Source organism: Cecembia rubra (assembly GCF_003014575.1).
Taxonomy (GTDB): Bacteria; Bacteroidota; Bacteroidia; order Cytophagales; family Cyclobacteriaceae; genus Cecembia_A; species Cecembia_A rubra.
Genome location: NZ_PYGF01000004.1, coordinates 257338 through 276023, shown reverse-complemented (window position 1 = coordinate 276023; position 18686 = coordinate 257338). Strand labels below are relative to the sequence as shown.

The following is an 18686-nucleotide window of genomic DNA, read 5'->3' as shown; positions in this document are numbered from 1 at the left end:
TTTGGAAATTAATATTCTTATTCAGATGCAAAATATAAAATAATATTTAGTTTTAGTGATTTATTTTGATTGTAATTTGATTTTTTAGTGCCATTTATTGACATGAATCATAAAGGGATTCACCCTTCCCCATAAACCTGAATCAACTCCTCCGTATCCGCAATGCTTCTATCCAAAACCCTTGGCAAAATAAATATGCTGATAAAAAGAAAGGCTATCGCTGTCAAAATTGCCCCAATAAAAATCTTTACAAATAAGCCCTCTTGGACCCCTCCCTGTCGGTAAAAAAAATTATGTCCATAGAGACATGTGAGCACCCCAAAATTGGTCAGTTGGAATACAGAGTTGGAAGCCATATAGGAAGCATACTTTTTATATTTTTTGTGGGTATTCCAATAGCGGATAACTATCCAAATAAATGAAAAGAATAAGAATCAAATCATCATCAGGATCCACGCTTTGGAATCCTCTAATAATGCGGAGGATTGGAAAAAGATGAAGAGCAATCCCAATGGAAAGATAATTCTGTAGCTGGTCAAGAGTTGCTTGAGTTCTTTCCAATAGTAAGCCCAAAGCCTTTTTTCAATCATCTTTTTATAAGATTCTTCCAGCGTCGAAAATCCAAAAATACCAAAGGAAGCATGCACCTTTTGGAAAGCATCGGGTACACTCAGCTTTGGATTTTCTGACATTAAGTCTTCCACTTTACAGGCCACATGATCCAGGATTTCATACTGAACATCAATCTCTGGATAGCCCTTGTAGGAAATCAGTTTTTTGAGTTGGTCGATCTGGTCTTTGTTCAGTTTCATACTGTCTTCAACTTTTGAACTTCTCGGGTTGTAATGGTTGATCCGCTGACAAATAAAAAGGAAATGCAAAGAGTGGTTATTCCTAAAATCGTTTTGGGGGCACATCCAAGGCTGATCAGCAAATCAAAATTAGTAGCAGGTAACATAAGGCAGAAAACCAACCAAGAAGAATTCCAGGAAGCTACCACATTTGAATTTTTCATTAACTTCTTCTTGAATGTCATCAAAATCAATAAGGTGACAAGAATCATGAAGGAGATTTTCATCCATTTGATGACAAAAGGGATTTCTAAGCCAGATCCATGCACAAAAGCCAGTATCAAACCTGCCAACAATAAGGATTTGATAAAAATCATCGGTTCCACCAATGATTTGAAAATTGACTTGATCTTTGACAAATGGCTAGCAATCAGCACATCCATCTGAAATTTTTCCGGGTTTACCTTTTGGGCAGCTTGAGAAAATGCGGTGTTGAAATCCATGCCTTCCTGCATGAGTTGCTCGGTTTCAGAAGCGACATGATCAAGTAATTCATCCTGAATGTCGGTGTAATAAATCTTGACTTTTGACAATTCCAGTCTGATCGTTTCCAGTTGTTCGGGGTTTAGTTTCATAGGAATAAAAATTTTCGGTTGGTTTTATTTTTCAACTCATACCATTGCCGTTTTTGATTTGAGTTTCCAGACTTCCAAAAGAGATAAGGTGTAGAGGATAAGTACAATAGTCACCATCCCAGCACCAGCGGAAAGGTAAGGCGTTAGATCAATGTTGGTGAAGATCAGTTTGGGCAAATAGATAAACACTTGGGCCATCAGGACTGGCAAAGACAATCGCTCGGAAATAGGTGAGGCCAGTGAGGAATTGATAGGAATTCCTATCCCTTTAAATGCTTTTTTTAATGGACGCAACTTCCTTCTGTTTTGGATACCGAAAACAATGTTGGATACAAAAAGCAGGATCATTGGAGACAACAAAAGCAGCGTGTATTCCTGCTCATTTCTAGCTTGGCTGGAGATGTAATAGACTATCGCAAGAATCCCCACCAAATAGAGCCATCTAGATGTGCAAAAATATTTCCGAATTACTAACCATTGGGTTTTGTGGATGTCTTCTTTGGCCTCCTTGTTGAATCGGAACTGAAGTGCATGGCAGTAAGCATAGGTGAATTTTTGTTCCAACTCAAAAAGTTGTTCATTGAATTTATCTTCTGGAAACTCCTCTAAGTGACTGATATAATGGTCATATACCTCCATCAAAATCTCAGCTGAGGTTATCTCTTTCCTCATGATCGCTTTGCGGATTTCTTGGAGTTCTATGTTGGTTAGTTGGCGCATACATATTGGTTTCTCGCAGCGGGCGCAAAGTTTTCGCCACACTCGCTACGGGCACTTTTTTAAGCTGTAATTAACTTTTAATCAATATTTCGCTGCGTTCACTGCGGCATTCGTAGCGAACGCTGCGTGAACCTATCAAGCCAAACCCGGCCTCCACTCAGGATCTAAGATCCTTTGTAAGTTACCGACGAAGCTCTGCAACTCGGACATCTTTGCACTGACTTCCTTTTGCCCGTTTTTGGTCAGGCTGTAATATTTCCTTACCCGGTTGTCCACTTGCTGTATTTCGGTGGTCAGTAGTCCCTCGGCCTCCAACTTGTGGAGGGCAGGATAGAGGGCACCTTCGGTGATTTTGATTTCACCTTCGGTCAGTTCTTTTACCCTTTGGGTTATCTCGTAGCCGTACATTTTTTCATTCTCCTCCAGCAGTTTGAGGATGATGGTCTGCAAGCTTCCTTTGATCAGATTGTTATTCGACATGGTGTTTAAGTACATTGGATGGCTAAATATATAAAAAAATTATATACATAAGAAGCTTGGGTATTTTTTTAGAGACTAGAGATTAGATGCGAGAGATTAGACTCGATCCCCGTTGCAAGGCGATTTCTGTCGTAGAAACAAGAAGCAAGATTCGATTGGTTTATTTGTTTGAGAGGGTAGTCTGGAGGCGGTAGCTTACACCAAACTTGTCTTGAATCTTATGCCTAAGCAGATTTTACGGGACATAAGAAAAAATATAGAGCTTGTATAGGTTGGATGTCGAAAAGCGGATTTTGGAAGGAAACCAAATGGTAGTTAAGGGAATCAATTGATTCATAAAGGAAAAGCCGAATTTCGAAAGGTGGAGGTCGGAAAAAAAATCTGCGAAAATCTTAAATATGCTTCATCAGTATTTAATTATATTCATAGGAGGTTATAAAGTTGGATGTTGGAAATAAGGAGAATTATTGGAATTTATCCGTTTTTTCACCCATAGTTACATCTCCATCTTTCCTTATCTGCATTCTATAATACACCAGAATTTCATCAGCGCCAGCTTGAAGAACAGCCTCTTGAGCCTTCTGTGCAATAACCATCAATTCTTCCTGTGTTCCCTCCATGACCGTTTCAAATGGGGTTACCACATGCTTGACTCCTGATTGTTGGATGACTTCTATGGCTTTATCCACTAGGGCATAGGTATCCAAGGTTTTGCTTTTAGGAACGATCTGAATGCCGAGATTAATGATGTTTGCTTGTGACATAAGATAAAATTAAGGGTTGCTTGTATTTTTTATAAATGAGGTTTAATAGCCTTCTTCCAGATTTTATAGCCTTTGTCATTCATGTGTAGCATGTCTTCGACAAAAAGTTTGGGATTGGGATTTCCTGCCTTGTCCAGCATTGGTGTCCAGATATCAATAAAGGTGACTTGGTCTTGGGAAGAACAGAATTGTTTCATTTCCTCCTTCAATTGCAGATAAGCCCCTTTTAATGCCCATCTGGAAGGACTGGGTTTGGCACTTATGATGTAGAATTTTGTGTCCGGGAGCCGATCCTTTACTTTGGAGATAATTTCATAATGTTCCTCAATAATTTGCCTGCTGGACTTACCTGCATTGATATCATTATCACCTTCATAAATAAAGACCTTTGAAGGGGCATATTGGACTACCAATTCATCAATGAAAACCAAAAGATCGTTGGTTTGGGAGCCCCCAAATCCAGTGTTGATAATAGGTGTTTTGGGAAAGTCCTTTTTTAAGGATTTCCACATTCTGATGCTGGAACTACCTGTAAAAAGAACTCCTCCTTTTTGCCAAGGAAGATACTGGTATTTTTCATTCAGCTCCTTTACTTCATTTTCAAATGGTCTCGACTGAGCGAAAAGTGGGGAGAATAATCCAATCTTTAATACGATAAGAAAAAGGAGAACAATGCTTCGCATAATCTTTTTTCTTTAAAAATAGGGCAAAAATCCACTGTTTCAAAACCGTACACTTTCTGTCCGTTTTTTAGTCAGCCTTTTGGGGTTCAATCTAAGGATATTCAGTGCTTTTAAATTAATGGCCTCCAAAATGCTGTGTCCCGCCTTACCTTTTGAATCTATTTTTTGTATTTCTTAAACAATTGGAATGTATTTTTTTGAATTATTCTGAAGATTTAATATTTCTAGTTCGCTTTTTGCGGCTTTGTTCAATCGAAATTCAGGTACTATGCAGTTCAAAAAAATCACCCAATTCTTCTGGTTCTGTTCCGGGTCTTATTTGCCCTTGTTGAAAAGGGTGCCAACTGAAACCCACAAGTATGTGGGAATTGGAGGTACGGTATTTTTTACAGCATTTTTTGCTGCATTGGCGGCAGGTTATGCGCTTTATACGGTTTTTGACTCTGTAGTTTCAGCTACATTATTTGGACTTTTATGGGGACTTATGATTTTTAATCTTGACCGATTTATTGTATCTAGTATGAAGAAGAGAAACAATGCCTGGACCGAGTGGAAAATGGCCATTCCGAGGTTATTGTTTGCTGTGCTTTTGGCAATTGTGATTTCAAGGCCTTTGGAATTGAAGATTTTTGAGAAAGAAATCAACCGGATATTGGATGAGAGAAAAATCGAGATGATAGCCCAGAGTAAATTGGCCATTCAAGATGTATTTCCAGAGATTCAATCCTTAGAGAACAAGAAGGATAGTATCAAATCTGAAACGGACAAAGCCACTGCGTTCAGGGATAAATTGCAACAGGAATATGATTTTGAAAGGTTTGGCACAAAAACAGATGGGACGAGTGGAATTGTTGGTTTGGGTACCAATGCCCGGAAAAAGGAACAACAGCTAGATGCCGCGCAAAGGGAATTGGATGAAATCAGGACTTTCAATCAGGCCAAGTTGGATACTTTGGATGCAGAAATCAAAAGGTTGATGGCTTTGAGAGAAGATGAATTCACCAAAAGAACTCCTCAAATTGAGAATTTTGATGGTTTTGCTGCGAGGTTGGATGCATTGCAGGTTTTGACCAAAGAGAGCGAGGCCATTTATTGGGCCAATATTTTCATCTTGTTATTGTTTATTGCGCTGGAGACCGCGCCAATTTTTGTGAAAGTAATTTCACTCAAAGGACCCTACGATGAAATGCTTGAATTAAGGGAAGATAATGTACAAGTTTATGTGAAGGAGCAATCATTCAAAACCAAAAAGAAAAGTGAAAGAAACATTCAGCGATTTGAGGCTGAGGTTTTTCCGGAAAGATTATGAAAAGAAGAAGCACTCACTTCAACATTTTGAATACTCCCTATTGGCAAAGTTGTGCATTGGTTGGATATAAGATTGAGTAAACATTCAGTCTTACTAATAATTTGGAAATAGATGCAGGATTTTTGCTGCTTGTTTATAAATGGCCAATTTGTTGTTAATCAAGAGTTTTTGTTCAATATCAGTGCTTCAAGAAAATCTCCCACGTAATATGCTACCAATGCAGCCACAAATCCCAAGATGAGGGTTTCCAGAATGCTTTTAAAGGTATTGGTTTGGTTCACAAAGCTTTTTAGCCATCCGACAAATGCAAATGCAAGCCCGGTAAAGAAGCTGGTCCAGAAAAATTTATCAAAATTTACCTCCTTAAAATAGTCATAAACATAAAGGATCAGTGGTATGAACCCTACTAAGATAAATGAAATCAAAGTAGCCAATCCGATTTTCAAGGGACTTTTTGAGTCAGGAATCATTTCCAGTTCGTTTTTCATCATTTCATCTACCCATCTGTCCTTGTCTGATACGATTACATCAACCACGTCCTGAAGTAGCTGACCTTCAAAACCCTTTGCTCTATAGATTTCTTCAACTTCCTTCCTTTCCACATCTGGAATTGTTTCTATTTCCCAATATTCGATTTTACGGTGCTTTTTATAATGTTCTTTTTCTGATTTAGCTGATAGGTAGGCACCTACAGACATAGAAAAGCCATCTGCAAAGAGGTTGGCAAATCCTAGAATAATGATAATGGCAGGTTCAAGATTGGCGCCTACAGCACCTGCCACTACAGCAAATGTGGTAACGGCACCATCTATTCCCCCATAAACAAATTCTCTGAGGTAATTTTGGGTATTGCCCAAAAGTGAATTTTCCTGATGGATTAGTTTTTCTTCCATTATCCTAAATTTTCCAGTAAAAATCTTTTGACATTATCTCCCATAATGGCCCTGATTTCATCCTCTGTAAATCCCTCCTGGAGCAATGCCTCTACAATTATCGGTAATCCGGTAATGTCGAAAGGAACAGCTACACTGCCATCGTAATCGGAGCCCAGTGCCACATGCTGTACACCCACCAGGTTTCTCACTCTTTTCATACTGGCCACTATCCCTTTGATTTCATCAGTACCTACGGCCATATCAAAAAAGGCAATACCTATAATACCACCTTTTTCAGCAACTTTCCTGATCTGCTCATCACTGAGGTTTCTTGGCGAGTTAAGAACAGCCCTGATGCCGGTATGGGAGACCATCACGGGTTTTTCTGAAACCTCCAGGATGTCATCAAACATTTTTGGGGAAACATGTGCCAGATCAATAATCATATTGAGTTCGTTCATTCTTCTGATAACTGTTTTTCCAAATTCAGTCAAACCATCGCCACTTTCACCATGTGCTGAGCCTCCCAATTCATTGTCAAAAAAGTGAACAGGCCCAATTAACCTAACTCCAGCTTCGTATACCCTGTCGAGGTTTTTCATATTGCCTTCCAAAGCATGTGCCCCTTCAATGCCTAATAAGCCGCCAATGACATTCCTGTCTGTTTTTCTGGCCTCCATTAGCTTTTCCAGATCTGCTTTGGATTTGATTAAAATAAAATCCTTTCCATAACTGTCTGCAAATTCCTGAAGTTTGGAAGATTGATAAAGTGTGCGGTTGATCAAGCTGAACCAATTTGAAACAGGTCTTCCCTGTACAATGTTCAACAGCGTGATATTGTCTTGAGCATCAGACTTATTCAAGTCCATGTTTTGACCTTTTGGGGATTTTGAAACAATGGTAAATACCTGCATGGCTACATTGGCTTCCTGCATCCGAGGAAAATCCACATGGCCATAATAGGCTCTTTCAGTGAGGTTTCTGCCCCACAAAAGTGCATCACAATGAAGGTCAGCTACAAAATCCAGAGATTGATAAAGCTCCAAAGCTTTTTGGGAAACAAGGTAAGGGGCGGAGTCTTTGACCGGATTCTTGTTTTTTTCAATAATGCCCGGAACTGTCATGGTGCCTAGCCAATACAAGAAAAAAAGAGAAACAATAAGGATTATAAATTTCTTCATAGCAAAGGGTATTTGCTATCAATATAGTCAAAAATTAAAATTAAAGGACAAACCGAAAGTCCACTAATTTTCCATTTCCTCTTGTAGATATTCTTCGCCTGACTTTGTTGGAATAAGATTGTCAATTTCCTCCATCGTAAAAATCCTTGACCTGATAATGAATCTTATGCCCATTGGTATTTCCAGCGAAAAACTACTCCCTCTTCCAGGAGTGACATCCAAGGTCAATTGGGTATGCTTCCAATATTCAAATTGATCGGCACTCATAAAAAAGTCGCAATCATATACCTTCCCCATCCAAATGTCATTGCCACCCACCTTGAAATCGCCTTTTTCGAAGCACATAGGGGATGAGCCATCGCAGCAACCTCCACTTTGGTGGAACATTAACTCTTTTCCAAAGCGTTTTCTGAGGGTATCAATTACCTTCATGGCTTCCTCAGTAATCAGTACTCTTCTTACATTGTTGTTTTCTTCGGTAATCATGGGTTTATGGGAATATATGGGATAAGCTAAAAACAAGAGACGAGAAGCTAGAAACAAGAGACAGGACAGTCTGATCTCTCGCATCTAGCTTCTCGCTTCTACTTAGAAAAAGCCTAGTTTATTCTTATTGTAAGAAATCAGCATGTTTTTGGTCTGACGGTAATGATTGAGCATCATCAGATGGTTTTCTCTGCCAAATCCTGATTTTTTATATCCTCCGAATGGTGCATGTGCAGGATAGGCATGGTAGCAGTTGACCCAAACTCTTCCTGCTTGTATGGACCTAGGTACTTGATAGAGCTCATGGGCATCCCTAGACCAAAGTCCTGCCCCTAGACCATACATGGTGTCATTGGCAATTGCAATGGCTTCTTCGGTAGTTTTGAAAGTAGTCACAGAGGTAACAGGGCCGAAAATTTCTTCTTGGAAGATCCTCATTTTATTGTGTCCTTTGAAGATGGTGGGTTGGATATAGTAACCGTTTTCCAGCCCGGAGTTTAGGGATGCTTTGTCTCCACCGCATAAAACTTCTGCTCCTTCCTGCTTTCCAATATCCATGTAAGAAAGAATTTTTTCAAATTGGTCATTAGAGGCCTGAGCACCCATCATGGTATCTTCTGCTAATGGATGTCCCATTTTGATGGCTTTGGTTCTTTCTATTACTCTTTCCATAAATACATCATAGATATCTTCATGAACCAGAATTCTGGAAGGACATGTACACACTTCACCTTGGTTGAGTGAAAATAAAACTGCGCCTTCTACCGCTTTGTCAAAGAATTCATCGTCCGCATCAGCCACGGATTTCATAAAGATGTTGGGGGATTTACCGCCCAGCTCCATGGTTACTGGAATGAGGTTTTCAGAAGCATACTGCATGATAAGGCGTCCTGTTGTGGTCTCTCCAGTAAATGCTACTTTTGCTATTCTTGGCGAAGTGGCCAAAGGTTTACCTGCTTCAGGCCCAAAGCCGGTAACTACGTTGAGGACTCCAGGAGGAACTACTTCAGCTATCAGCTCCATTAGTACCATGATGCTGGTTGGAGTTTGCTCAGCAGGTTTGACTACTGTGCAGCATCCTGCAGCTAATGCAGGAGCGATTTTCCAGGTTGCCATTAAAAGAGGGAAATTCCACGGGATAATCTGTCCTACAACCCCAAGTGGTTCATGCAAGGCTATACTTATGGTGTGTTCGTCATGCTCAGAGATAGTGCTTTCGTCTGCGCGGATGACCCCGGCAAAGTATCTGAAGTGGTCAATGCAGAGTGGTAAATCAGCAGCCCTTGTTTCTCTCAATGCTTTACCGTTGTCTATTGTTTCTATCCTCGCCAACATTTCCAGGTTGTCCTCAATGATATCAGCGATTTTGTTCAGGATTTTACTTCTTTCAGCCACAGAAGTTTTGGACCACTTTGGAAAAGCTTCATGTGCAGCATCCAGTGCTTTTTCGATGTCCGCTTTGTTGCCACGCGCTGCTTTGGCAAAGACCTTGCCGTCAATAGGAGAGATGTTGTCAAAATACTCACCAGAGGAGGGTGGCATCCATTTTCCACCGATAAAGTGATCATATTTTTCTTTGATTTTAGGCCTTTCCACTGGCTTGGATTGGGATAATGTGAGTGTTGTCATGATATGGTCAATTTTGAGTTTGATCAAATTTCACTATTTCTATTTTTAAAAAATCAACCTGAAGCATCAAGTCATCCACTTCAATTGATCAATTTAAGTTTATTGTTCAGGATTTGGCAAAATATACCTGTTATATAGAGATTGTATTACTTTATGCTCTCAAGTCTTTAATAAGTGCTTCATTATTAGTAGTTTTAAGGATAACCCAAATTGACCCATATGCCACAACAATTCATAGCAGGTGTTCCTTGGAGGAATGAAAGGGATTTGAAGACCTTGGTGGAGAACAGGACTACCTATACGCTTCATGATTGTGAACTAAATATATTTGAAACCCATCAAAAAGCTGAGGCAGTCAATTTATGCTTTGGTGATCTGGTCTTGACCACAATGTTGAAGGGCAAAAAGGTAATGCATTTGTTTGGAAAACCAGGCTTTGATTACCTTCCGGGAGAATCTGTAATTGTTCCCCCAAATGAGGTAATGAAGATAGATTTTCCAGAGGCCAAATTGGATAATCCTACCCAATGCATAGCCCTGTCAATCTCCCAAGAGATGATAGAAAATACTTTTAACCTTCTCAACGAAAGGTTGCCAAATAAAGAACTGACGAAGGAATGGGGCCTGGATTTATCCCATTTCCACTTGATCAATTCAAAAGACTTATCAGAAATAATTAACCGTTTTATCAGGATCGGGGTTAAAGAGCGGTCAAAGGAAAAAGATTTGATAGCATCATTTGCTTTGAAAGAACTTTTGATCCGTTTGACCCAGACCCAAGCCAGGGAGATGCTGGAAAAAAGCTACAAATTGCTCGCTTCCTCCAGCAGATTGGCTTATGTAGCAGATTTTATCAAAAATAACATAAGGGAAAATTTTACACTTGATTTGTTAAGTGAAAAAGCCTGCATGAGTAAAGCCCATTTTTCTAGGATGTTCAAACAGGAATTAGGCCTTTCGCCAATGGAGTACATCCTCAAAGAAAGGCTAAAACTGGCCAAACAATATATGATGTTGGGGCATTACCAAGTACAGGAAGTTTGTTTCATGTCGGGATTTAACAATATTACTTACTTTATCAGGGCCTTTAAAAATGAATATGGCGTGACTCCAAAAGTTTTTCAGAATAATTCATGATTAAAATTTGTGAAATATTCTACTCCCAAAAATTAGATTTCCGAAGTAAACAGTATTCACTCTGATTATTGTTTGATCAGAGTGGGTAACACGCTTTCATCAAAAATATTTAAAAATTTTTTATAGGTTTTATGGCCTTTTCGTTTATATTTTTTAAGTTTAGAAAATTTTGGTAGTTAAAAAACACTATAAGTGTCGAAAACGCCAAAGTTTATACGGCTGTAGTCAGTTACAAATAAACCCACACTTGGAGTCTTTTGCAAAGACTCCTTTTTTTTTGGTTAATATTTCAACCTGATAATGTTATTATTTCAAAAAAATCTCAAATAATGGTTTGTTTTTTAACCACTTTTTGGAAAAAGTACAAAAAACTGATGAAATGCCTTGTTTTGATCACTTAAAAAACTTCAAAGGCAAATTTTTTTTTGATAAAGGGTCCAATGAAAGTCTATTTGGAATAATATTCTGATAGTGTGTATAAAATTCCCTATTTAATTTTGAGTTTGGTTTGAAGTTTAGACATACCTTTTGATTGCCTTAGGTGTCTTTGATTTTTTGATGCACCATCTGGATATAGGTAGTCCCCTCTTTGTATTCTTCTTCGTTGTTTAAGTGCTCCATCATTAATGGAATTTCTGGATAATTTCTCAACTCAGTTAAGAAATCTGTATAATCCATCAGTCCCCGCCCTGGGATTACCTCTTCAAACTGCGGCATATAGGTATTTTCTTTCAGCACAAGGTCTTTTGCGTGGCAACTTTTGATATAGGGCCCCAATTTTTTGAAACATTCTTTGATCATTTCTCCATTTTTAAAAAAGATGGCTGGACTGACTACCATATTCACTGGATCTAAATGTACACCAAAGCCTTTCCTGTCTATGGCTTTGATCAGTTTGAGGTAGCTGTCTGGGGATTCGGGAAATACCCATGGCATGGCTTCGAGGGTAAAATATGTCCTTGTGGGTTGGACTTCATCGATAATTCTCCGGGTAGTTTCTATTATTTGTTCAAATGTTTCATCAGAGAAATTATCCTTGTGAGGTCCTGCCCAGTTTTCCATGTTTTTTGAACCGGCAATATTGACACAGCAATTTGCTCCGATTTCATCAGCAAGTTGAAGGGATCTGGTACATTTTTCAAAAGCCTCTGCTGCTGTTTTACTGTCAGGGCTGATAGGATTTGACCAGGCTCCCACTTCCGCTATCAGGATATCATGTTTTTTAGCAGCTAGCTCATATGACCTGATATCTTCCCTGCTAGCATTCAATCCTACTGGGCAATATGCTGCCCGGTAGCCATATCCCTTGACTATTTGGGCCCATTCTTCCGGAGATAGGAATTTTTTATATAGGGGGCCTCCCAGTCGTAATTTGCTTACATTTTTTAAGACGGGAACATGCCCCATAGTTATAGAAGAAGCCAATATAGCTGAACTGGTTTGAATGAATTTTCTTCGGTTCATTGGAAAAGATTTGGAAATAAATTAATCAAAAAATTCCTCATTTCTATGTTTGAGCATCATTCCTTGTCGTTATATTGCCAAATCTCTTATTTTTAAAACCTGAATTGATAATATTAGCTATGCTTAAAGAGAAACCCAGATCATTTTCGCCTTTAGTTAACCCAGAAGAGGAAGAGTTTTTTGCAGGACCACAGACCAGATGGAAAGAGTTTAAAATGGTGGTCAAAGTCATGTTGGAGTTTATCAGGGGCTTCAGAATGCTTCATTTTATTGGCCCATGCGTAACTGTATTTGGTTCTGCTAGATTTGAAGAAAGCGACCGATTCTATCAGTTGGCTGTGAAAGTGGGGGAGAGGGTAAGTGAAATGGGCTTTGCAGTAATGACAGGAGGAGGTCCAGGGATAATGGAAGCTGCCAATAGGGGGGCGAAAAATGTTGGAGGAAAATCAATAGGATGTAATATCATCCTGCCGTTTGAACAGCACCCCAATCCCTATCTCGACCGGTGGATGAATTTCAAATATTTTTTCGTCAGAAAAGTTTTGTTGTCCAAATACAGCTTTGCCTTTGTGGTGATGCCAGGTGGATTTGGTACTTTGGATGAGTTTTTTGAGGCTTTGACTTTGATTCAGACCAAAGTAATGAAAAGATTTCCAATTGTTTTGATGTGTTCTGATTTCCACAAACATCTTTATGAATATATCCAGCACTTAGCAGATTATGGAACCATAGATAAAAAGGATCTCGACTTGTTTTTGTTGACAGATTCTGTGGATGAAATGGAGACGCATATCCGAAAATTTGCGATAGAGGGATATGGACTAAAGAGGAGGACAGATATGGCCCCTGAGCCAATATTGGGGGAGAATAACATCTGATGATTTAGTCTTTACAAAGGCCAAAAAAACATAATCAAGGGTGTGCCTATCAGTACAATCAGGATCTCCAAAGGGATTCCTAATCTCAGGTAATCTGTAAAGGCATAGCCCCCTGGGCCCATGACCAAAGCATTGCTTTGGTGTCCTATTGGGGTCAGAAATGCACAGGAGCCACCCACAGCTACCGCCATCAAAAAAGGATCTGCACTCACCCCTAAGCCTTCGGCAACACCAATTCCAATAGGAGCCATTAATACCACAGTAGCGGCATTGTTGATAATATCGGATAAAAACATAGTAACCACGAGGACTAATCCCAACAGAAACCAAGGGGGTAGAGTATCTTTTAGTAGTAGTATCTGATCTGCTATCCATTTGGCTCCTCCTGAGGTCTCTAAAGCAGTTCCCAAAGGCAAGAATGCCCCGAGTAAAATGATTACCGGCCAGTCAATTGCGGTATATACTTCCCTCAAAGGAATTATCTTAAAAAGGACAATCAAAATGGCAGAGATGGTAAAAGCAAGTTCAATGGGCAGCAAATTTGTTAAAATCAATAACAGGGCAAAACCAAATATGCTCAATGTAAGCAGGATTTTTTTGGGCTGACCAAGGTTAATGCCTCTATCTGCTAAAGGTAGACATCCCATACTGTCAAGTGCTTCGTCAATTTTATCCGTTTCACCCTGAACCAACAGGACATCTCCTTCCTGAAAAGCCACCTGATCAATTCTTTTTCTAATTTTTTGATCCCTCCTCGAAATAGCCAAAAGGTTAACCCCAAACCGATAGCTTAAATTCATTTCAGAGGCAGTCCTGTCCACAATGATAGAATTATTTCTTACAACTGCCTCTGTTAAACTAATGTCTTCAGTTTCTTTAGTTGTTTTTTTGTTCTTTTCTTTTGCTGCCAGTTGTGTTTTTGACTCATCAATAAATGTTTTGATATCATCGGGATCTCCTTGTATTGTTAGTACATCCATTTCTTTGAATACAAATTTTCTACCCGGAGCATAGGTCATTTGGTTGTTTCGGATGATGTTCAGGATCTGTATATTCCCCTTTGTATAAGTATGGATGGCACTCCTTGGTTCATCTTTTAGTTTAGAATCACTTGTGATGATCACTTCGGTGATATAATCATCTATATTGAACTTGCCATTTTCATCACCTGAGGATAAGCGCTTGGGGACTAATTTCCAACCAAATGAAATAATAAAAATCAACCCTAATATTGTCAGCCCAATACCAACAGGGCTGAAATCGAACATTCCAAAAGGAGATCCAGAATGTGAGGAACGAATTGTCGAAATGATGATATTAGGAGGAGTGCCTATCAATGTTGTCATACCTCCCAATAAGGAAGCAAATGCAATGGGCATTAAATAGTAAGAAGGGGAATGACCACTTTTCTTGGAAATATGGATGACCAAGGGAATGGTCATCGCTAATGCCCCTACATTGTTCATAAAAGCAGAAGCAATACTTACCATGGTGCACAATATGGCTAATTGAAGTACAAAACTTAATTCTTTTTCCATCATCCATTTTGCCATCCATTCAATTAGCCCGGATTTGGATAAACCATGACTTACTATCAAAATCATCCCAACGGTGATTACTGCTGGGTGTGAAAATCCCGAAAATGCGGATTCAGCTGGGAGTGCACCGGTAATCACGAGTAGGACAAGGCAAATTATAGCCACCAAATCATACCTTATTTTTCCCCAAGCAAAAAGGGCAATCGCAATCAACAATATTCCAAAAACTAATTGTTTTTCCATTATACTTTTTTAACCCAACGCTACATCCAAAATCATCATAAGCGTAAATCCTCCCATAAAGCCCAATACTGCCAGGTCTGTATATTTATCCCTTTGTGTTTCCGGAATCACTTCTTCCACCACCACAAAGATCATAGCACCGGCTGCAAATGATAATGCATAAGGCAAAATTTCCTGCATATGGATAACAGCAATAGCTCCTACTACACCTGCAATCGGCTCAACAATGGCAGAAAGCTGTCCATACCAAAAACTATTCCTTCGGCTTACACCTTGTCTCCTTAATGGCATGGCAACAGCCAGGCCTTCAGGGAAATTTTGGACTCCAATACCTATAGCCAGTGCAATAGCTGCTGAAAAACTGGCACCTTCAATACCATGTGCTGCCGCTCCAAATAAGATACCGACAGCAAGACCCTCAGGTATATTATGGAGAGTTATTGCCAGAAGTAGTAATGTGGACTTATGCCATTCTGTACGGACCCCTTCTGATTCTTCTTTTTTAAAATTGATATGGAGGTGGGGCATGAGTTTGTCCAAACCAAATATAAAAAGGCCCCCCATCAAAAAACCAATTGCAGCTGGAATCCATGGATAATCGGGGTATAGGGCTTCGGAATTTTTTATACTGGGTGCCAACAATGACCAAAAACTTGCTGCGATCATCACTCCACCCGTAAAACCGAGCATAGTATCAAAAACTGATCGTTTGATGGTTTTAAAAAAGAAAACCAAAGAGGCTCCCAATGCAGTCAGCAACCAAGTGAAAATTGTGGCCAATAAAGCAGATTTTACTGGGCCGATTTCTATTGCCAAACTCTCAAAATATTCCATTTTTTTGCTGGTTTAGGGGACAGAATTTGAAGATTACGAATGTAAGTATCAATAAAATGTTCTTGGATTTTTGAAATATTATCCCCCTGCCTTAATATAAATCCAACCTTTTTCCTGTTTGATTACCAACTCCAGAATGGCAGATGGCACAAATCCTGCCAATGGCAAAAACTGTTCTTTTTTCAGGCTTCTATTCTTTAAGGTATTTTCACAGATAACAAACTCAATTCCATGTTCTTTTAAGCCTATCAATTGTTCCTCAAAGGGGTTCGAAGTTTTTCTCAAAAGGTCAACACCCATGCCCTGTGTCACTACTTCAATTTTTGAATTCGGTGCTGCTTCAAGTATGTTGTGGAGCTGTCGGATAAATTTGGAATGGCTTAGACTGTCTCCATCTGTTAATTGAAAGATTATTTGATGAGTTGAATTAGAGACAACTTGAGCCTTTGCCTGGATTACCAAGCATATAAAGAGTAGTAGGATAATTAGTTTGTGCATATTATTGTTGGAAAGTTTATTAAGACTTTGGAGAATCGCAGCGGAATTAATCACTTAAGGTACTAAAAATTAGCTGTCAAAGAAAGCGTAAAATTCCTGCCCGGAGCAGCCACACCTGAACTATATGTACGGTATCTGACATCTGTAATATTTTCAAATCCGGCACTCAGAAAAAACAGGTTGTTGATCTGGTACTTAGAAACCAAGTTAAGGGTAACCCAGGAAGGACTATATGGACGGCCATTCTCGTCAATAGCATATAATTCCGGCTTACCTCTTTCTTCCAAAGGAAGTTGGTCAAAGCGGAATCCCCCGGCATATTCGCTGAACAATTGCACCCTGAGTTTAGAATTTTTGTATTCCAGTCTGCTTACACCAAATGTTGGAGGGGCATGCCTTGAGGGACTCCTGGTTCCATATTCAGGTTCTTCGGTGCCTTTCTGGATGTTCAATTTTGAAGAAAAGGTCCAATTTTTATCAAATTTAACTTCCAATGCTGCCTGAATGCCAATTATTTCAACAAAAGCTGCATTTTGAAGAGAGAGCACCCGGCTTAACTCTCCGTCATAAATTATACTGTCCTTATCATTTAAAGTAGCTTCCCTTCTGACCAATGCATTGTTAAGTTTCGTATAGTAAGTAGTAAAGTCCAACATTATTGATTCTGAAATAATCTTGCCTGCATTCACTTCCAAGTTGTATGCATATTCAGCTTTTAAATTGGGATTGGGGATCAGCACAGTTCCAGGTTCAGAATCAAAAACTTTTCCAATGTCATCAACATTGGGTGCGCGGAATCCTGTCGAGGCATTGACATGAAAGATCCAAGTCTCCTGAGGCGTATAGACCCATCCCAGACTTCCATTCAGTGCACCTTTTTCATTTTTACTTTTGGAAAAAGGCAAGGGGTAAAATTCCAGGTTTTGGGAAAAATCTGCATCCAAAGTGAATCTGTTGTATCTAATTCCGGATTGGATCAGAGATTTTGTTGAAAGTCGTTGCTGGAAATTGGCGTACAATGCCTGGGAACCCCAATTGGCGTTGGGATACCTTGAAGCTGACCGGCTTGAGATTCCCGTAAGTATATCTAATTCTGTTCCGTTTGAGTTTACTTTGTTGGAAACAAGTTCTGCTCCATAGAATAATTTAGTTTCTTTTTCAGGCCATTCTTTCAAGAAGTCCAGATTAACCGCATATGCATCTACTTTTTCATTTCTGGTTCGTCGGATTGGGTCATTGAAATTCCGGTCAACTCTGCTCTCCTCAAACTTCTGATGCGAGAGGCTTAAGTTCATTTGATCAAAAAATCTGCTATTGCTTCGATGACTCACTTTAAAGTGGTTCATCATCCAGATTTGAGGTCCGTAAAACCATTCTGCAGAACGCGGTATTCCATTTGGGCGAAACCGGATCAGCCGGTCATATCTGGGAAAATCGGAAGTTTCAGAATAATGAAAAGCATATTGGAAATCCCATCGGTCTTTGGGCACATACCTTATTTTTTGCATCAGACTTGTCTGTTGATAGCCTGTTGGAACCTGAATAAGTGGGTTGGGATTTGGTGAAATCCGGTCAATTCCATCTTCCCTTTCTATAATAACTGGTCTTTTGAATTCCTCAGGTCCTCTACTGCCCATCCTCAGGTCCCCAAAGTCATTCCTGGTAATACTGCTTACTCCGGCCCAATTCCTTCCTCCATATTTTAAATGCACATGACCTGTTTTTTCATTGTTTGCTGTATTGCCCCTTAATGTTATGCTGCCCTTTACCTTCTTATTCTCATTTTCTACTAATTCAGGATTGAGGGTTTGGAAACTCATCACGGCTCCTATTGCATCACTGCCATAAATAATAGATCCAGGGCCAAAAAAAACTTCCAAATTCTCTATTGCAAAAGGATCCAGAGAGATAACATTATGGAGATTGCCACTTCTGAAAATAGCTGTGTTCATTCTGACCCCATCTACAGAATAGAGTAAACGGTTAGTAGAAAATCCTCTGATCATAGGACTTCCTCCTCCTTGTTGGCTTTTTTGGATAAAAACATCTCCCGAAATCCCAAGTAGATCAGCAGCTGTCTGGGGATTGAGCAGTTCGCGGTTTGCCTTAGAGGTGCTTGTGATTTTTGATGGGATTTCCTGCCTGTTTTGTTCCCATTTGGTAGCAGATACTACTGCTTGTTGGAGATTCACCACACTTGGATTGAGATACAGGGTGAAATTTTCTACTTGGAGCTGAGAATAGGTCTTGGTAAGGGTTCGGTAACCAAAAAGCCTTATTTCTAATTTATCAATTGGAGTGAAACTACTAAGATCCACTTCACCTTTTTCATTGGATACTACTAGAATTTTCCTTTCCAAATCTGTAACGGTGACAAATTCCAATGGCTTTTTGCTTTCCCAGTCCTTGATTACCAAAGTTTGGGAGAAGGAATGGAAGGTTGTCAGATAAAAACAAAGAAAAATAGAAATTCTCATGATAGGGTTATATACAGCAAATAGTTAAAAAGCTGGCGATTTTCGATATGAATTTACACTATTG

19 protein-coding genes are annotated in these 18686 nt (G+C 39.4%); 3 read left to right on the top strand and 16 right to left on the bottom strand.

Annotated features, from left to right (window positions below; translation table 11 throughout):
* Nucleotides 1–119: 119 nt before the first annotated feature.
* The 7 genes from CLV48_RS20735 to CLV48_RS09845 form a co-directional block, all read right to left on the bottom strand.
* Nucleotides 120–356 carry a hypothetical protein gene (locus CLV48_RS20735; RefSeq protein WP_245889517.1) on the bottom strand — a complete coding sequence of 79 codons (237 nt, stop codon included), beginning with the start codon at nucleotides 354–356 and terminating at the stop codon, nucleotides 120–122.
* Between the two features lie 78 nt (nucleotides 357–434).
* On the bottom strand, nucleotides 435–812 hold the full coding sequence (locus CLV48_RS20730) for a hypothetical protein (RefSeq protein WP_245889516.1): 378 nt from the start codon (nucleotides 810–812) through the stop codon (nucleotides 435–437).
* Nucleotides 809–1426 (bottom strand): HAD family hydrolase, encoded by a 618-nt coding sequence (locus tag CLV48_RS09865; protein ID WP_106567104.1) that lies wholly within the window; start codon nucleotides 1424–1426, stop codon nucleotides 809–811. The genes CLV48_RS20730 and CLV48_RS09865 overlap by 4 nt, the downstream gene beginning before the upstream one ends.
* Before the next feature lie 36 nt (nucleotides 1427–1462).
* Entirely contained in the window at nucleotides 1463–2146 is a 684-nt protein-coding gene (locus tag CLV48_RS09860) for a hypothetical protein (RefSeq protein ID WP_106567103.1), read from the bottom strand.
* A 135-nt stretch (nucleotides 2147–2281) separates the two neighbouring features.
* Nucleotides 2282–2626, bottom strand: coding sequence for a PadR family transcriptional regulator (locus CLV48_RS09855; protein ID WP_010608081.1), 345 nt, complete (start codon nucleotides 2624–2626; stop codon nucleotides 2282–2284).
* A 464-nt stretch (nucleotides 2627–3090) separates the two neighbouring features.
* Entirely contained in the window at nucleotides 3091–3390 is a 300-nt protein-coding gene (locus CLV48_RS09850) for a thiamine-binding protein (RefSeq protein ID WP_106567102.1), read from the bottom strand.
* A 29-nt stretch (nucleotides 3391–3419) separates the two neighbouring features.
* Nucleotides 3420–4073: an SGNH/GDSL hydrolase family protein gene (locus tag CLV48_RS09845; protein WP_106567101.1), complete on the bottom strand. Its 654-nt coding sequence runs from the start codon at nucleotides 4071–4073 to the stop codon at nucleotides 3420–3422.
* A 268-nt stretch (nucleotides 4074–4341) separates the two neighbouring features.
* Between CLV48_RS09845 and CLV48_RS09840 the strand changes: the two genes are divergently transcribed.
* Entirely contained in the window at nucleotides 4342–5382 is a 1041-nt protein-coding gene (locus CLV48_RS09840; protein WP_106567100.1) for a DUF4407 domain-containing protein, read from the top strand.
* 158 nt (nucleotides 5383–5540) lie between these two features.
* Here CLV48_RS09840 and CLV48_RS09835 read toward each other — a convergent pair whose 3' ends face one another.
* From CLV48_RS09835 to CLV48_RS09820, 4 genes are all read right to left on the bottom strand, one after another.
* The gene (locus CLV48_RS09835) at nucleotides 5541–6275 is read right to left on the bottom strand and encodes a VIT1/CCC1 transporter family protein (protein WP_106567099.1); all 735 of its coding nucleotides are present in this window, start codon (nucleotides 6273–6275) and stop codon (nucleotides 5541–5543) included.
* The gene (locus CLV48_RS09830; RefSeq protein WP_106567098.1) at nucleotides 6275–7438 is read right to left on the bottom strand and encodes a dipeptidase; all 1164 of its coding nucleotides are present in this window, start codon (nucleotides 7436–7438) and stop codon (nucleotides 6275–6277) included. Before CLV48_RS09830 ends, CLV48_RS09835 begins: the two co-directional genes overlap by 1 nt.
* 63 nt (nucleotides 7439–7501) lie before the next feature.
* The gene (locus CLV48_RS09825) at nucleotides 7502–7924 is read right to left on the bottom strand and encodes a DUF779 domain-containing protein (RefSeq protein WP_106567097.1); all 423 of its coding nucleotides are present in this window, start codon (nucleotides 7922–7924) and stop codon (nucleotides 7502–7504) included.
* Between the two features lie 102 nt (nucleotides 7925–8026).
* Nucleotides 8027–9553, bottom strand: coding sequence for an aldehyde dehydrogenase family protein (locus tag CLV48_RS09820; protein ID WP_106567096.1), 1527 nt, complete (start codon nucleotides 9551–9553; stop codon nucleotides 8027–8029).
* A 219-nt stretch (nucleotides 9554–9772) separates the two neighbouring features.
* Between CLV48_RS09820 and CLV48_RS09815 the strand changes: the two genes are divergently transcribed.
* Nucleotides 9773–10690: an AraC family transcriptional regulator gene (locus tag CLV48_RS09815; protein ID WP_106567095.1), complete on the top strand. Its 918-nt coding sequence runs from the start codon at nucleotides 9773–9775 to the stop codon at nucleotides 10688–10690.
* Between the two features lie 537 nt (nucleotides 10691–11227).
* Here CLV48_RS09815 and CLV48_RS09810 read toward each other — a convergent pair.
* A complete protein-coding gene (locus CLV48_RS09810; protein ID WP_106567094.1) occupies nucleotides 11228–12154 on the bottom strand; it encodes a sugar phosphate isomerase/epimerase family protein in 927 nt (308 codons plus the stop codon).
* Between the two features lie 119 nt (nucleotides 12155–12273).
* Between CLV48_RS09810 and CLV48_RS09805 the strand changes: the two genes are divergently transcribed.
* Nucleotides 12274–13032: an LOG family protein gene (locus CLV48_RS09805; RefSeq protein ID WP_106567093.1), complete on the top strand. Its 759-nt coding sequence runs from the start codon at nucleotides 12274–12276 to the stop codon at nucleotides 13030–13032.
* A gap of 11 nt (nucleotides 13033–13043) precedes the next feature.
* On the opposite strand, the gene CLV48_RS09800 is transcribed toward CLV48_RS09805, so the two are convergent.
* From CLV48_RS09800 to CLV48_RS09785, 4 genes are all read right to left on the bottom strand, one after another.
* Nucleotides 13044–14813, bottom strand: coding sequence for an SLC13 family permease (locus CLV48_RS09800; RefSeq protein ID WP_106567092.1), 1770 nt, complete (start codon nucleotides 14811–14813; stop codon nucleotides 13044–13046).
* Between the two features lie 9 nt (nucleotides 14814–14822).
* Nucleotides 14823–15647: a ZIP family metal transporter gene (locus tag CLV48_RS09795; protein WP_106567091.1), complete on the bottom strand. Its 825-nt coding sequence runs from the start codon at nucleotides 15645–15647 to the stop codon at nucleotides 14823–14825.
* A 78-nt stretch (nucleotides 15648–15725) separates the two neighbouring features.
* Nucleotides 15726–16145 (bottom strand): DsrE family protein, encoded by a 420-nt coding sequence (locus CLV48_RS09790; RefSeq protein WP_106567090.1) that lies wholly within the window; start codon nucleotides 16143–16145, stop codon nucleotides 15726–15728.
* Between the two features lie 62 nt (nucleotides 16146–16207).
* Nucleotides 16208–18622, bottom strand: a complete 2415-nt coding sequence (locus tag CLV48_RS09785) for a TonB-dependent receptor (protein ID WP_106567089.1) — start codon at nucleotides 18620–18622, stop codon at nucleotides 16208–16210.
* Between the last annotated feature and the right edge of the window lie 64 nt (nucleotides 18623–18686).